Origin of the sequence: Moraxella canis, from assembly GCF_034424565.1 — a bacterium.
Taxonomy (GTDB): Bacteria; Pseudomonadota; Gammaproteobacteria; order Pseudomonadales; family Moraxellaceae; genus Moraxella; species Moraxella canis.
Map to the genome: position 1 here is coordinate 1,829,642 of NZ_CP139961.1, position 14,333 is coordinate 1,843,974.

A 14,333-nucleotide genomic window follows, 5' to 3' on the forward strand; every position below is an offset into this window, starting at 1 on the left:
AATCATGGCAAATGTCCAAGCTACTAATAAAAAAATGAATGCCAAGGAGCGCTATCGCTTATTAACTCGAGATTTAGATTGGGAGTTTTCATATGTTGATCGCAAAAAAGCATTTCCTTATGAAGAATTTGAAGGTATTAAAATTACGGACTGGTCAAAATGGGAGGATCCATTTCGTCTCACAATGGACGCCTATTGGAAATATCAGGCTGAAAAAGAGAAGAAGCTCTATGCGATTTTTGATGCTTTTGCCCAAAATAATGGCCAGATGAATGTTAGTAATGAACGATATTTAAATGCCATCAAGCTATTTTTGACTGCAGTAACGCCATTAGAATATCAAGCCTTTCAAGGCTATGCTCATGTGGGAAGACAATTTAGCGGTATTGGTGCTCGCATTGCATCACAAATGCAGTCTATAGATGAGCTGCGTCATGTACAGACTCAAATTCATGCCATGAGTCATTATAATAAATTTTTTAATGGTTTTAGCGATTGGTCACATATGCATGACCGCGTCTGGTATTTATCCGTACCAAAGTCTTTTTTTGAGGATGCTCGTTCTGCTGGTCCTTTTGAGTTTTTGTTGGCGATTAGCTTTGCATTTGAGTATGTTTTAACGAATTTATTATTTGTGCCTTTCATGTCAGGCGCAGCACATAATGGCGATATGGCAACCGTTACATTTGGTTTTAGCGCCCAATCTGATGAAGCTCGTCACATGACCTTAGGGCTTGAAATTGTAAAATTTCTCCTGGAACAACATGAAGATAATGTGCCAATCGTTCAAGAATGGATTGACAAATGGTTTTGGCGTGGGACTCGTCTGCTGTCAATTGTCGGCATGATGATGGACTATATGCTTCCAAATAAAGTCATGTCTTGGAAGGAGGCCTGGGAGGTGTATTTTGAGCAAGCGGGTGGCGCATTGTTTAAAGATTTATCTCGTTATGGTATCCGTATGCCAAAATACAGTGATGTCATCTTAAAAGAAAAAGAGCATGTCTCTCATCAGGCATGGTGGATTTTTTATAATTTTGGCCATGCTGCAGGTTTCCATACATGGATACCAACTGATGAAGAGATGGATTGGCTGTCCGAAAAATATCCAGATACTTTTGATAAATATTATCGCCCACGGTGGGAGATGGCGAAAAAGATGGAGGCGGAAGGTAAGCGCTTTTACTCTGATGGTTTGCCACAATTATGCCAAGTTTGCCAAATTCCAATGACTTTTACTGAAATGGATGGCGATCCAACAACCTTCAGCTATCGAGATGCAATTTATAATGGTGAACGTTACCATTTCTGCTCGGATGGTTGTTGTGACATATTTAATCGAGAGCCTGAAAAATTTTCACAAGCATGGCTACCTGTCAATCAAATTCTGCAAGGTAATTGTGGGGGCCCTGATTTGGAAACTATTCTTGCTGAGTATTTTCATATTAAACCTGGTATTGATAACTTTGATATTAATGATTCACCAGATCAAAAACTATGGAGACAATATAAGGGATATGCCTAATTTTAGGTTAATTACATAAAAATATAAAAGGGCTAGTCAATGCTAGCCTCTAATAGACAGAAGGAATTTGTTATGCCAGTTAAAGCTATTAATGATAATTATCGGTTCACCCCGAGAGATACACAAGCTAATTACGGTGATAATTTACTGATTTATATCGGTTGGGATCATCATTTGTTATTTTGTTCAGCTAAAGCATTTTTAATTTCCCCAAAAGCTACTTTTCAGGAGTTGCTAGATACACTTATGCCAGCAGGATTTTCTCAACATCCGGATTTTGCTAATATTGATTGGGCAGCGGCGAAATTTATGTTGGATAATCAGTATATCACTCCTAATCTGAATGAAACTCTAGAAAGTATTGGTTTTGCACACAAATCTCTACTTCGTTTTAAGACACCTTTATCAGCAAGTGCTGGTACAGCAAAAGTATAGGAGGGAGGGATGTATCAAGTAACGATTGAGCCGATTGGAACTACTATTGAAGTAGAGGAAGATCAAACTGTTCTAGATGCAGCATTAAGGCAAGGCGTATGGCTACCCTTTGCGTGCGGTCATGGTACTTGTGGCACTTGCAAAGTGCAGGTTACTGATGGTTTTTATGATATTGGTGATGCCTCGCCTTTTGCATTGATGGATATTGAGAGAGAAGAAAATAAGGTTTTGGCATGCTGCTGTAAGCCCGAATCAGATATGGTGATAGAGGCTGATGTAGATGAAGATCCAGACTTTTTGGGCTACTTGATTGAGGATTATCAAGGCAAAGTTATCGAAATTAATAATTTATCGCCAACAATAAAAGGCCTGCGTTTACAGTTAGATAGACCTATGGCATTTCAAGCGGGGCAGTACATTAATTTACAATTGCCAGATATAGATGGGACTCGAGCATTTTCTATAGCAAGTTCACCGAGTGAAGAAGGTGTGATAGAACTTCATATTAAATTGATACAAGGTGGTGAGGCAACTACTTACATTCATGAGAAATTAGAAGTGGGTGATGAGCTTGCGCTTTCTGGCCCTTACGGGCAGTTTTTTGTGCGCAAATCGGACCATCAGGATGTCATCTTTATTGCAGGAGGTTCTGGATTGTCAAGTCCTCAGTCTATGATTTTAGATCTTTTGGAGAATAAAGATGATCGCCAAATTTATCTATTTTATGGAGCGAGAAATTTAAGTGAATTGTATAATCGCGAATTATTTGAAGACTTGGCAAACAAATATGATAATTTTCATTATTTCCCTGTGTTAAGTCAGGTTGACGAAAAAGACCTATGGCAAGGGGCGGTGGGCTATGTTCATGATGCGGTTTGCACTCATTTCAATCAGCGCTGTTCAGGGCACAAGGCCTATTTATGTGGGCCGCCTGTTATGATCGAGTCTGCGATTTCCATGCTGATGCAGAGTCGCCTATTTGAAAGAGATATTCACACAGAGCGTTTTTTAAGTGCCGCTGATGCAGAAAATACTCAGCGTTCAGCATTATTTAAGCATATCTAAGGCAATGAAATATTACCAATTGTCTATTGATTATTATATTGGATCTATATTTGATGATTGGTAATATTATCAATTTAATATAAATAGAACATGGTTATATAGAATTTAGTTTACATAAGACAAGGGTGTTATTTTTATTTAATTTATATACCATAAACATGATATATGTTGCTATATGAGGAAAACTCATGATCGACAAAACCGAGCTTTCATTAAAGCAAATCATGGAAAAAATCCAAGACAACGCCACCATTCTCATCGGTGGATTTGGTCCTGCAGGTCAGCCAGCCGAGCTCATTGACGCATTGATTGAGCGCGGTGTCACAGGTCTGACCATCGTCAGCAATAATGCTGGCAATGGTGATTATGGCTTGGCCCGCTTACTACAAACAGGGGCTGTCAAAAAAATCATCTGCTCATTTCCTCGTCAAGCAGACTCTTATGTGTTTGATGAGCTCTACCGTGCTGGCAAAATTGAGCTAGAAGTTGTGCCACAGGGCAACTTGGCTTGTCGTATCCAGGCGGCAGGCATGGGCTTGGGTGCCATCTACACACCCACAGGTTATGGCACTTTGCTTGCAGAAGGCAAAGAAACTCGCCATATTCACGGCAAAGACTATGTCTTAGAATATCCCATCCGCGCTGACTTTGCGCTCATCAAAGCACATCAAGGCGATCGCTGGGGTAATTTGATTTATTATAAATCAGCCCGAAACTTCGGACCCATCATGGCAATGGCAGCAGATGTGACCATCGCTCAAGTGCAAAGTGTGGTTTCACTCGGTGAGCTTGATCCTGAAGTGATTGTGACACCTGGGATTTTTGTTCAGCATGTTGTTGAAGTGACCGAGTGAGTATTGTAAGCATCACATCATTGAAATGGAGTTAATAAGACTGATATGACTTATCAAAAACTAAGCCGAGATGAGATTGCCAAGCGCGTCGCCAAAGACATCCCTGAAGGGGCTTATGTCAATTTGGGGATTGGCCTGCCTACCAAAATCGCAAGCTTCCTACCATCGGACAAAGACATTTTTTTACATTCTGAAAATGGACTGCTTGCCTTTGGACCGCCGCCCAACGCCGGTGAAGAAGATCCTGATCTGATCAATGCTGGCAAAGAATATGTCACCATGCTCAAAGGCGGTGCGTTTTTCCATCACGGCGATTCATTTGCCATGATGCGAGGCGGTCATTTGGATATTTGTGTTTTGGGTGCGTTTCAGATCGCTGAAAATGGGGATTTGGCCAATTGGCATACAGGCAAGCCAGACGCCATTCCTGCTGTTGGCGGTGCCATGGATTTGGCGGTGGGTGCCAAAAAAGTCTTTGTGACCACCGAGCATGTCGCTAAAGACGGCAGCCCAAAGATTGTCAAACACTTAAGCTATCCTGTCACAGGCAAAAACTGTGTGGACCGTATCTATACGGATCTTTGTGTCATAGAAGTGACTGATGAAGGCTTGGTTGTCACTGAAAAAGTGGCAGGTTTGGACTTTGACACATTACAGCAGCTCACCGATGCGCCCTTGATTGACGCAACTGTCTGAGCAAAACTTAAATCATAAATCAAAAGGATGTGTTATGTCTGATCATATTGCTTATATTATTGATGCTGTGCGGACACCGTTTGGACGTTATGGCGGATCGCTTGGCAGCGTGCGTGCTGATGATCTGGGGGCGCTTCCCATTGAGGCACTCATCAAGCGCAATCCAGGGGTTAATTGGCACTCGGTGGATGATGTCATTTATGGCTGCGCCAATCAAGCCGGTGAAGACAATCGCAATGTCGCGCGCATGTCAGCTTTATTGGCAGGACTGCCTGTCACGGTGCCAGCCACCACAATCAATCGCTTGTGCGGCTCGTCACTTGATGCCATTGCGATCGCAAATCGTGCCATCAAGTCAGGTGAAGCAACGCTCATCATCGCAGGGGGTGTAGAGAGCATGACGCGTGCGCCTTATGTGATGGGCAAAGGGTCGCAAGCTTATGATCGCAGCCAAAAAATTGAAGATACCACCATGGGCTGGCGATTCATCAATCCAAAGCTTAAACAGAGGTATGGCGTGGACACCATGCCACAAACTGCTGAAAATGTCGCCAGTCAATTTGGGGTTTTACGAGAAGATCAAGACCGATTTGCCCTGCAAAGCCAAGAGCGTACCCGCGATGCCATTGAGCGTGGGTTTTTTGCCAAAGAAATTATCCCTGTCAGCATTCCTCAAAGAAAAGGCGACCCTATTTTGGTTGATCAAGATGAGCATCCCAGACCAAACACGACCTTTGAGGATTTATCTCGATTAAAACCCATTGTGCATAGTGAAGGGACAGTCACCGCAGGCAACGCCTCAGGGATAAATGATGGGGCAGCTGCGTTATTGATTGCTTCACAAGATGCGATCAAACAATACAATCTCACTCCCAAAGCCAAAATCATCGCCAGCACTTCGGTGGGGATTGAGCCTAGCATCATGGGGTTTGCCCCAGCGCCTGCCATCCAAAAACTGCTGAAGCAAACTGGCATGACACTGGATCAAATTGATGTCATTGAGCTAAATGAAGCCTTTGCTGCCCAAGCTTTGGCGTGTACTCGCAAGCTGGGACTTGCCGATGATGATCCAAGAGTCAATCCCAATGGCGGTGCGATCGCCTTAGGACATCCTTTGGGTGCATCAGGGGCAAGGCTTGTGACAACTGCCCTAAATGCCTTGGAAGAACAAAAAGGGCGCTATGCTTTGTGCAGTATGTGCATTGGTGTGGGGCAGGGGATTGCGTTGTTGATTGAGCGGGTTTGAGGGAGGAGTTATGCCAATTTATACAAATCATCATGTTCGCTTAAATTATCATGTTTTTGGTGATAAAACCAAGCCTGTTTTGATTTTTTCTAATTCTCTTGGGACAAATCATAAGATGTGGCAGTCCCAAATTGATGCTTTGCAAGAGAAGTTTTTTGTCGTCTGCTATGATACTCGTGGGCATGGCGATAGCTCTACTCCAGAAGGAGCTTATACTATAGCCCAACTTGGGCAGGATGTGGTAGATTTGCTAGACCATTTAGGTATAAAAAAAGCAACTTTTTGCGGTATATCTATGGGAGGATTAACGGGTATTTGGCTTGCCATTCATCGTCCGGAGTATTTTATTAAAATTATTGTTTCTAATACCGCTGCAAAAATCGGTGATCAAAAAGCTTGGCAGGAGCGAGCAAATAGCGTACGAATCCATGGCTTGCAAGGAATTGCTGACACTGCACCAAGTCGCTGGTTTACAGATGAGTTTATTAAAAAAAATCCTCAAATCGTCAAAAATTTGAGTGATAGTCTCGCTGAAGGTGATAAAGAGGGCTATGCTAATTGCTGTGAGGCATTAGCAATGACTGATTTGCGTAATGATTTAAAGAATGTCCAAGTGCCAATGCTCGTTATCGTGGGCAATGCTGACCCTGTCACGACTTTGGCAGATGGTAAATTTATTGTGGACCATGCCCCTAGCGCACGGCTCGAAACCATCGCCGCCTCTCATATTGCCAATGTGGAGCAGCCAGAAGTATTTAATAATATCATTAAATCTTTTGGGGTGATATAGATAGCAAGCACGCTAATTATAAATTAATATCATTATGCAACACTTGTACAAGATGCCTGAGTGGTAACCTTAGGTATTTGTTCAAGTGTCGCCTCTAAAGAATTATTGATATATTTGGTCATCATGAAAGACATTTTTGGATCTTTTATATAATATATAATCAGGTTTTAAAACATCACTTGGCGATTGTAACGAGGTATTGGACAATCTTGGTTTTTAATTCCAATCTTATCTGAAACTGCCTAAATTTGCCAGTATCTATATTAAACTATAATAACCTATTCAACTTTTAAAAAATGCAATATACTAATCCAATCAAAGATATGCTCAGATCGGCTTTATCATTGTTATAATATTAGCCAAACTTGTCAGAGCGCAATAATCAAAACCATTTCATTATTACAAGGAAGATCCCTATGACGACTTATACAGAAGTTTCTCACCCTGAACTTCAGGCAAGCCTAGAGCATGGCGTTTTGGTGCTTGCCATCAACCGCCCAAAAGCTAAAAATGCGTTATACTCTGAGCTATATCATGCCATTTGTGATGCGCTGATCGCTGCAGAGGAAGATGACCAAATCAAGGCTGTGGTACTGCGCGGTGCAGGAGATGACTTCAGCGCTGGCAATGACATGGGTGATTTTATTAAGTTTTTTGAGTACGATCTTGAGAAAATTAAGGCAGGGGATCTGCCGCCGTTTCGCCTGCTAAAGACGGTAGCGGGGTTTGGCAAGCCGATTATTTTAGCGATTAAAGGTGCAGCGATTGGGATTGGGGTGACGCTGCTACTTCATGTGGATATGGCTTATGCTGATGATACGGCGGTATTTCAGATGCCCTTTTTGGCGCTTGGCGTGACGCCCGAAGGAGCAGCCACTCAGCTGATGGTAGAGCGTATCGGCTATGTGGAGACCTGTGAACTATTATACACCGCCCAAAGATTTGATCGCCAAAAAGCTGAAAAAATAGGATTGATCAATGCCTTGCCTGATGGGGCTGATGTCTATGATTATGCGTATTCCCAAGCCCAAAAAATCGCCAATATGCCTCATAAAACGGTACGCCAAACCAAGCAGCTTTTAAAGCATGATTTGGGGCGCATCATTCAATGCATCGATGATGAGGCTGAAATTTTTATGCGGCATGTGCAGTCGCCAGAATGTAAAGAAGCAGTTCTTGCCTTTAAAGAAAAACGAAAGCCAAATTTCAATTAATCAATAAAAATCGCCGCTTAGTGATGGCATAAGCGGTGATTTTTTTATTATAAATTATCAAACTTCCAAAAAGTCCAAAATCCCCTTGGCAGCCTCACGACCCTCCCAAATGGCGGTGACGACTAAGTCTGATCCGCGTACCATATCACCGCCAGCAAAGATTTTTGGATGACTGGTTTGGAATTTGAAAGGTTGTTGTTCTGGAGCGATCACGCGTCCATCAGCATGCATATCTATGCCTTGATCGCCAAACCAATCAGCAGGGCTTGGGCGAAAACCAAATGCAAGCACGACAGCATCAGCGGCCAAAATCTCTTCAGAGCCTTCGACCACGATGGCGGATTTGCGTCCATTGGCATCAGGCTCGCCCAAAGCGGTGGTGACGACCTTGACGCCAGTGACTTTGCCGTTTTCGCCGATGATTTCAACTGGCTGACGATTGAACAAAAATTGCACGCCTTCTTCTCGGGCGTTGGTCACTTCGCGCTTTGAGCCTGGCATGCTGTCTTCATCACGGCGGTAGGCGCAAGTCACCGAAGCCGCTTGCTGACGGATACTGGTGCGATTGCAGTCCATGGCGGTATCACCGCCGCCAAGCACGACGACGCGTTTATCTTTTAGGTTGACATAAGGCTCATTATCACTTTGCCAGCCGTGGCATTCGTTAACATTGCCAATCAAAAAATCCAGCGCATCATACACGCCATCTAAGTCTTCGCCAGCAAAGCCGCCGCGCATATAGGTATAAGTCCCCATACCCATGAACACCGCATCATATTCAGCCAAAATCTCATCAATGGTGATGTCTTTACCAATTTCAGTATTTAGGCGAAATTCAATGCCCATATCGCTAAAAATCTCTCGGCGGCGCTTCATGACCTGTTTTTCCATCTTAAATTCAGGAATGCCAAAGGTGAGTAGCCCACCAATTTCGGGACGCTTATCAAATACCACAGGACGCACGCCATTTCTGACCAAAATATCAGCACAACCAAGACCCGCAGGTCCAGCACCAATCACCGCGACACGCTTGCCTGTCCAGACCACATTGCTCATGTCAGGTCGCCAGCCGCGCTCAAAGGCGGTGTCATTGATGTATTTTTCGACATTGCCGATCGTCACCGCCCCAAAGCCGTCATTGAGCGTACACGCCCCTTCGCAGAGCCGATCTTGGGGGCAGACGCGACCGCAGACTTCAGGCAGGGTATTGGTTGTATGGCACAGCTCAGCCGCTTGCTCGATCAGCCCTTCACTGGCAAGCTTAAGCCAATTGGGGATATAATTATGCACAGGGCATTTCCATTCACAGTATGGATTGCCGCACTCCAGACAGCGGTGCGCCTGCTGAGCGGCGGAATCGTGATCAAAAGGCTTATAAATCTCAATAAATTTGGTTGTGCGAGTTTCGAGTGATTTTTTGGCAGGATCGCTGCGCGCCACCTCCAAAAACTGAAAATCATTGTGTAAACGAGCTGTCATGGTAATCTCCTTATTGGGCATTGATGGGTATCTGCCGACAATGCCTGTCATTTTTCTTTCTTATTGTGGATCAGCCAAAGTGCTTTTGAGCAGCGTGGCGATATTGGCGGCTTTTGGCTTAACCAAATAAAATTTGCGCACATAATGCTCAAAATCACTTAAGATGGTCTTGCCCCATGCGCTGTCAGTTTTTTCAACATGGGTTTCAATGATTTTGCGCAAATAAATGCGATGCTCTTCGGTCTGCTCGCTTGAGATGCGATGTAAATCGATGAGCTCGTGGTTGCAGCGATCAAAGAAATCACCTTGCATATCCAGCACATACGCAAAGCCACCAGTCATACCTGCCCCAAAGTTTAAGCCTGTTTTACCAAGGACAGTCACCACGCCGCCTGTCATGTACTCACAGCAGTGGTCGCCTGCCCCTTCGACGACAGCATGGCTGCCTGAATTGCGCACCGCAAATCTCTCGCCTGCTGTCCCGGCAGCATACAGAGCGCCGCCAGTTGCGCCATATAGACAAGTATTGCCGATGATGGCAGAATCGGCGGTATTGATGTGGGTGTTTTTGGGTGGATAAATGACAATCTCACCGCCTGCCATGCCTTTGCCGACATAGTCGTTGGCGTCACCTTCTAGCTCAATGTTCAGACCGCCTGCATTCCATACGCCTAATGACTGACCAGCCGTACCGGTCAGATGTAGTTTGATGGGCTTATCGCTCATGCCCAGATTGCCCCAAATAGCAGCAATCTCACCAGAGATACGCGCGCCGATAGAGCGATCGCAGTTGCTGATACGGTAGCTGTATTCACCGCCATAGCCTTTTTTGATGCTGATCGCCATATCGCTGACCATGCGCTCAGCTAAGATGCCTTGATCAAATGGCACATTGCTTGGCACTTGACACGTATGCGGTGCGCCTGCTGCTCGTGGGTGGCTGTACAAAAGCGGCGTCAGATCCAGATGCTGCTGTTTGGGGGTTTGACCTTCTAAGATGTCCAATAAATCGGTGCGACCAACCAGCTCCTCCAACGTGCGCACGCCCAGTTTCGCCATCCAGTGGCGCGTCTCCATCGCCACAAATTTAAAGAAATTAATCAGCATATCCACCTCACCGATGTAATGCTCATCACGCAAATCAATGCGCTGTGTGGCGACACCGGTTGGGCAGTTATTCAGATGGCAAATTCGCAGATACTTACAGCCGACAGCCAGCATCGGGGCGGTACCAAAGCCAAAGCTTTCGGCACCCAAAATGGCAGCTTTCACGACATCAAGACCTGTTTTGAGACCGCCGTCTGTCTGAATGCGTACTTTATCACGCAAGCCATTGACGCGTAGGGACTGATGCGCTTCTGCCAAGCCCAGCTCCCAAGGCGAGCCTGCATAATGAATCGATGATAAAGGCGACGCTGCTGTACCGCCATCATAGCCTGAGATGGTGATTAAGTCTGCATAAGCTTTAGCCACGCCAGTAGCAATGGTGCCAACGCCAGGGCGCGAGACCAACTTGACCGAAACCAAAGCACTGGGATTGACTTGTTTTAGATCAAAAATCAGCTGTGCCAAATCTTCGATGGAATAAATATCATGATGCGGCGGCGGTGAAATCAAAGTCACCCCAGGCACCGAATAGCGCAGGCGTGCGATCAGATCATTGACCTTGCCGCCAGGCAGCTGACCACCTTCACCAGGTTTTGCACCTTGAGCGATTTTGATTTGCAGCACTTCAGCAGAGCGCAGATATGCAGGTGTCACCCCAAATCGACCCGAAGCAATTTGTTTGATTTTTGAATTTTTGAGCGTGCCGTAGCGCGCTGGATCTTCGCCGCCTTCTCCTGAGTTTGAGCGACCGCCGATGGTGTTCATTGCCATCGCGATGGATTCATGTGCTTCAGGCGACAAAGCTCCCAAAGACATCCCCGCCGAGTCAAAACGCGGTAGGATGGACTCGATGCCTTCGACTTCATCAAGATCAATCTCACTGCCAGTTTTTAGAGCAAGCAAATCACGAATGGTCGCCACAGGGCGATGATTGACAATGTCGGCATATTTTTGATATTCCTGATAATCCCCCGAGCGAACCGCGCTGTGCAGCGCTCGCACGACATCTGGATTAAAGGCGTGATATTCTTTATCAAAGACAAATTTAATCAAACCCCCCTTATCCAAGGGCGTACGGCGTGTAAAGGCATTTTTGGCTAGGATGGCTTGATCATTTGCCAAATCCTCAAAGGTAGCGCCTTTGATGCGACTTGCCACGCCGACAAAGCATAAATCCACAATCTCAGGCGACAGTCCCACCGCCTCAAACAGCTGTGCGCCGCGATAAGAGACGATGGTTGAGATGCCCATTTTGGATAGGATTTTTAATAAGCCTTTATCTAAGCTTTTGCGGAAATTGGCGCGCGCACTCAAGGCATCGGTGTTGATTTCACCTGTTTCCACCAAATGATCAATCACTTCATAAGTCAAATACGGATAAATACACGTCGCCCCAAAACCGATCAAGACAGCGGCGTGATGCGGATCACGCACCAGACCTGTTTCGATGATCAAATTGGCATCGGCGCGCAAGCCTTGTTGGATCAAGTGATGATGCACAGCGCCAGTCACCAAAACGGCATTGGCAGGCACTTTGCCTTTTTTGATGTTTTTGTCGGATAAGATAATCAAAGTGTAGCCTTGCTTGATGGCAGCCACGACTTCTTGGCAGATGTTATCAATGGCTTGTTTTAGGCTTAGGCTGTCATCATAGTTAAGATCGATTCTTTGGCTCAAAAAAGCAGGGTCTTGAGTGGCTTCGATTTGCTGCATCTTACTGGCTGATAGGATCGGCGATGATAAGATGATTCGGTGTGCGTCTTTGGAGGTAGGGTTGAAGACATCCGTTTGGGCACCTAGGCAAGTTTGAAGACTCATCACAATCGATTCGCGCAAAGGATCAATCGGTGGATTGGTCACCTGTGCAAATTGTTGTCTAAAAAAGTCAGCCACATGGCGAATTTGGCGTGAGAGTACCGCCATCGGCGTATCATCTCCCATAGAGCCGACCGCTTCTTGAGCGTTTTCGGCGGCAGGGCGGATGATCTCGGTGCGCTCCTCACTGGTGATATGGAACATCTTTTGTAGTGCTGCCAGATGCTCTGTGTCTTTGGTGGCGGATGCCAGTGATAGCTCGATGGCTTGATTGTCGCGGATGCGCATGGCATTTTCGCGCAGCCACTTACGGTAAGGATGGGCTTTTTTCAAAATGGTGGCGATGGTTTTGGTATCCATGATCTGACCGCTATAGGTATCGATGACCAGCATCTGACCTGGACCGATGCGACCTTTTGCCAAGACATCATCAGGCGTATAATCCCATGTGCCTACCTCAGATGCCACCGTGATGTAGCCATTTTTGGTGGTGACCCATCTTGAAGGACGCAGACCATTTCGATCCAGCATACACACTGCATAGCGACCATCTTGGATTACCAAGCCTGCCGGACCGTCCCATGCTTCCATGTGCGGCGAATAAAATTCATAAAAAGCGCGCAGATCCATATCCATGCTGTCGACATTTTGCCATGCAGGCGGCACCAAAATGCTCATGGCATGAAATAGGCTCATGCCACCATTCATCAGCACTTCAAGCATATTATCTAAGCTTGATGAATCAGAGCCTGTGCTATTCACCAGCGGCGCCAGCGCTTGTAGCTCGGGCAGTTTGTCAGATTTTAGCTTGGGTGTGCGCGCCACCGACCAATTACGGTTGCCAGTGATGGTGTTTAGCTCGCCATTATGCGCCAGATAACGAAATGGCTGTGCCAAATTCCAGCGTGGTAGGGTGTTGGTGCTAAATCTTTGATGAAATACCACAATGTGTGAGCTTAAGCGATCATCTTGCAGATCCAAAAAAAAGTTTGGTAAGTCCTTGGGCATCACCAAACCTTTATAAATCACAGTCTGACAGTTTAATGCTGTCACATAAAATAGCTCATCTTCGGTCAGCTGAAGCTCTGCTTTTTTGCGCGCGACAAATAATAGCCGATTAAATTCATCAGCAGGCATATCTTTTGGCGCATTGACAAAGACTTGCTTAAAATCCGGCAGGCTTTCGCGCGCGATATCCCCGACAATGTCAAGATTGACGGGCACATCTCGCCAGCCTGCCACTTCCAAGCCTTCGCCTGTGATTGCTTCGTTTAAGACTTGCATACTATGCTTGGCTTTGGCTTGATCCAAATTGACAAAGACCGTACCGACCGCAAAATTTTCTGACAGCTCAAAGTCGTTTTCGGCAGCGACCGCGCGAAAAAATGCGTCAGGCTTTGCGATCAATAAACCGCAGCCATCCCCTGTGCGGCCATCGGCAGCCACACCGCCGCGATGCGTCATACAGCTTAGCGAGTGGATCGCGGTTTTGACCAAATCATGGCTTGGCGTGCCTTCTACATGGGCAATCAAACCAAAACCGCAATTGTCTGAAAAATCATCAGGGCTTGCCAAATAGGTGGTGGAACTGATCATTGTCATGGCTTATCCTTTTGTCGCTGTGAGAATGAATTGAAGGGTAATTATTAGATTTGCAATTTGGTCTATTATAAACACTGATAAATTAAAAATCTATATTTCATTTGATAACTTAATGGGTATATCACAAATTATCATAAATAATCGCCGATTAAAAATTTATCGTAAAAAATAACACAACTTTGATATACTGAGCACACTCAAAACCAAAATAAGGAACCATCATGAGCATTCAGCCGACTGACGCACAGCGCCGCATCATCTATCAAGCTCGCCGCGGTCTTAAAGAATTGGATTTTTATATCGATCCTTATGTCAAATCGCATTATTTGAGTGCGGACGCGGATGAGCAGCAGGCATTTGAAGCATTATTAAGCTATGAAGACCCGGATTTATTGGTGTTTTTTTTGGGTCAAGAAATGCCATCAGAACCTGGCGTCGCCGCCTTGATTGATAAGATGAAATTGCTTCGTCATACTGACGCTATCTAATCGCCATGATGAAATCG

Annotated in this window: 11 protein-coding genes; 9 read left to right on the forward strand and 2 right to left on the reverse strand. The window is 45.3% G+C overall.

The window, feature by feature from the left end; all coding sequences use genetic code 11:
- Nucleotides 1-4 precede the first annotated feature (4 nt).
- The 8 genes from U0021_RS08370 (at nucleotide 5) to U0021_RS08405 (ending at nucleotide 7,825) form a co-directional block, all read left to right on the forward strand.
- Nucleotides 5-1,525, forward strand: a complete 1,521-nt coding sequence (locus tag U0021_RS08370) for an aromatic/alkene/methane monooxygenase hydroxylase/oxygenase subunit alpha (protein ID WP_114800173.1) — start codon at nucleotides 5-7, stop codon at nucleotides 1,523-1,525.
- 72 nt (nucleotides 1,526-1,597) lie between these two features.
- Complete coding sequence (locus U0021_RS08375) at nucleotides 1,598-1,960, forward strand: phenol hydroxylase subunit P4 (protein WP_114800174.1); 363 nt, start codon at nucleotides 1,598-1,600, stop codon at nucleotides 1,958-1,960.
- Nucleotides 1,961-1,969: 9 nt separating this feature from the next.
- Entirely contained in the window at nucleotides 1,970-3,025 is a 1,056-nt protein-coding gene (locus U0021_RS08380) for an NADH:ubiquinone reductase (Na(+)-transporting) subunit F (RefSeq protein WP_114800175.1), read from the forward strand.
- A 188-nt stretch (nucleotides 3,026-3,213) separates the two neighbouring features.
- On the forward strand, nucleotides 3,214-3,879 hold the full coding sequence (locus U0021_RS08385) for a 3-oxoacid CoA-transferase subunit A (protein WP_114800176.1): 666 nt from the start codon (nucleotides 3,214-3,216) through the stop codon (nucleotides 3,877-3,879).
- Nucleotides 3,880-3,924: 45 nt separating this feature from the next.
- A complete protein-coding gene (locus tag U0021_RS08390) occupies nucleotides 3,925-4,575 on the forward strand; it encodes a 3-oxoacid CoA-transferase subunit B (RefSeq protein ID WP_114800177.1) in 651 nt (216 codons plus the stop codon).
- Nucleotides 4,576-4,609: 34 nt separating this feature from the next.
- Nucleotides 4,610-5,821, forward strand: coding sequence for a 3-oxoadipyl-CoA thiolase (pcaF, locus tag U0021_RS08395; RefSeq protein ID WP_327037460.1), 1,212 nt, complete (start codon nucleotides 4,610-4,612; stop codon nucleotides 5,819-5,821).
- Between the two features lie 10 nt (nucleotides 5,822-5,831).
- Nucleotides 5,832-6,611: a 3-oxoadipate enol-lactonase gene (gene pcaD / locus U0021_RS08400; protein WP_114800672.1), complete on the forward strand. Its 780-nt coding sequence runs from the start codon at nucleotides 5,832-5,834 to the stop codon at nucleotides 6,609-6,611.
- A 416-nt stretch (nucleotides 6,612-7,027) separates the two neighbouring features.
- A complete protein-coding gene (locus U0021_RS08405; RefSeq protein ID WP_114800673.1) occupies nucleotides 7,028-7,825 on the forward strand; it encodes an enoyl-CoA hydratase-related protein in 798 nt (265 codons plus the stop codon).
- Between the two features lie 57 nt (nucleotides 7,826-7,882).
- On the opposite strand, the gene U0021_RS08410 is transcribed toward U0021_RS08405, so the two are convergent.
- The gene (locus U0021_RS08410) at nucleotides 7,883-9,304 is read right to left on the reverse strand and encodes an FAD-dependent oxidoreductase (RefSeq protein ID WP_114800674.1); all 1,422 of its coding nucleotides are present in this window, start codon (nucleotides 9,302-9,304) and stop codon (nucleotides 7,883-7,885) included.
- A 60-nt stretch (nucleotides 9,305-9,364) separates the two neighbouring features.
- Nucleotides 9,365-13,828 carry a glutamate synthase large subunit gene (gltB, locus tag U0021_RS08415; RefSeq protein WP_114800675.1) on the reverse strand — a complete coding sequence of 1,488 codons (4,464 nt, stop codon included), beginning with the start codon at nucleotides 13,826-13,828 and terminating at the stop codon, nucleotides 9,365-9,367.
- A 221-nt stretch (nucleotides 13,829-14,049) separates the two neighbouring features.
- Between gltB and U0021_RS08420 the strand changes: the two genes are divergently transcribed.
- Nucleotides 14,050-14,316 (forward strand): FAD assembly factor SdhE, encoded by a 267-nt coding sequence (locus U0021_RS08420; RefSeq protein ID WP_114800676.1) that lies wholly within the window; start codon nucleotides 14,050-14,052, stop codon nucleotides 14,314-14,316.
- The last annotated feature ends 17 nt before the right edge of the window (nucleotides 14,317-14,333 follow it).

Coding starts and splice junctions, on each gene's coding strand:
- U0021_RS08370 (WP_114800173.1), top strand. CDS start 5: ATGGCAAATGTCCAAGCTACTAATAAAAAAATGAATGCCAAGGAGCGC.
- U0021_RS08375 (WP_114800174.1), top strand. CDS start 1,598: ATGCCAGTTAAAGCTATTAATGATAATTATCGGTTCACCCCGAGAGAT.
- U0021_RS08380 (WP_114800175.1), top strand. CDS start 1,970: ATGTATCAAGTAACGATTGAGCCGATTGGAACTACTATTGAAGTAGAG.
- U0021_RS08385 (WP_114800176.1), top strand. CDS start 3,214: ATGATCGACAAAACCGAGCTTTCATTAAAGCAAATCATGGAAAAAATC.
- U0021_RS08390 (WP_114800177.1), top strand. CDS start 3,925: ATGACTTATCAAAAACTAAGCCGAGATGAGATTGCCAAGCGCGTCGCC.
- pcaF (WP_327037460.1), top strand. CDS start 4,610: ATGTCTGATCATATTGCTTATATTATTGATGCTGTGCGGACACCGTTT.
- pcaD (WP_114800672.1), top strand. CDS start 5,832: ATGCCAATTTATACAAATCATCATGTTCGCTTAAATTATCATGTTTTT.
- U0021_RS08405 (WP_114800673.1), top strand. CDS start 7,028: ATGACGACTTATACAGAAGTTTCTCACCCTGAACTTCAGGCAAGCCTA.
- U0021_RS08410 (WP_114800674.1), bottom strand. CDS start 9,304: ATGACAGCTCGTTTACACAATGATTTTCAGTTTTTGGAGGTGGCGCGC.
- gltB (WP_114800675.1), bottom strand. CDS start 13,828: ATGACAATGATCAGTTCCACCACCTATTTGGCAAGCCCTGATGATTTT.
- U0021_RS08420 (WP_114800676.1), top strand. CDS start 14,050: ATGAGCATTCAGCCGACTGACGCACAGCGCCGCATCATCTATCAAGCT.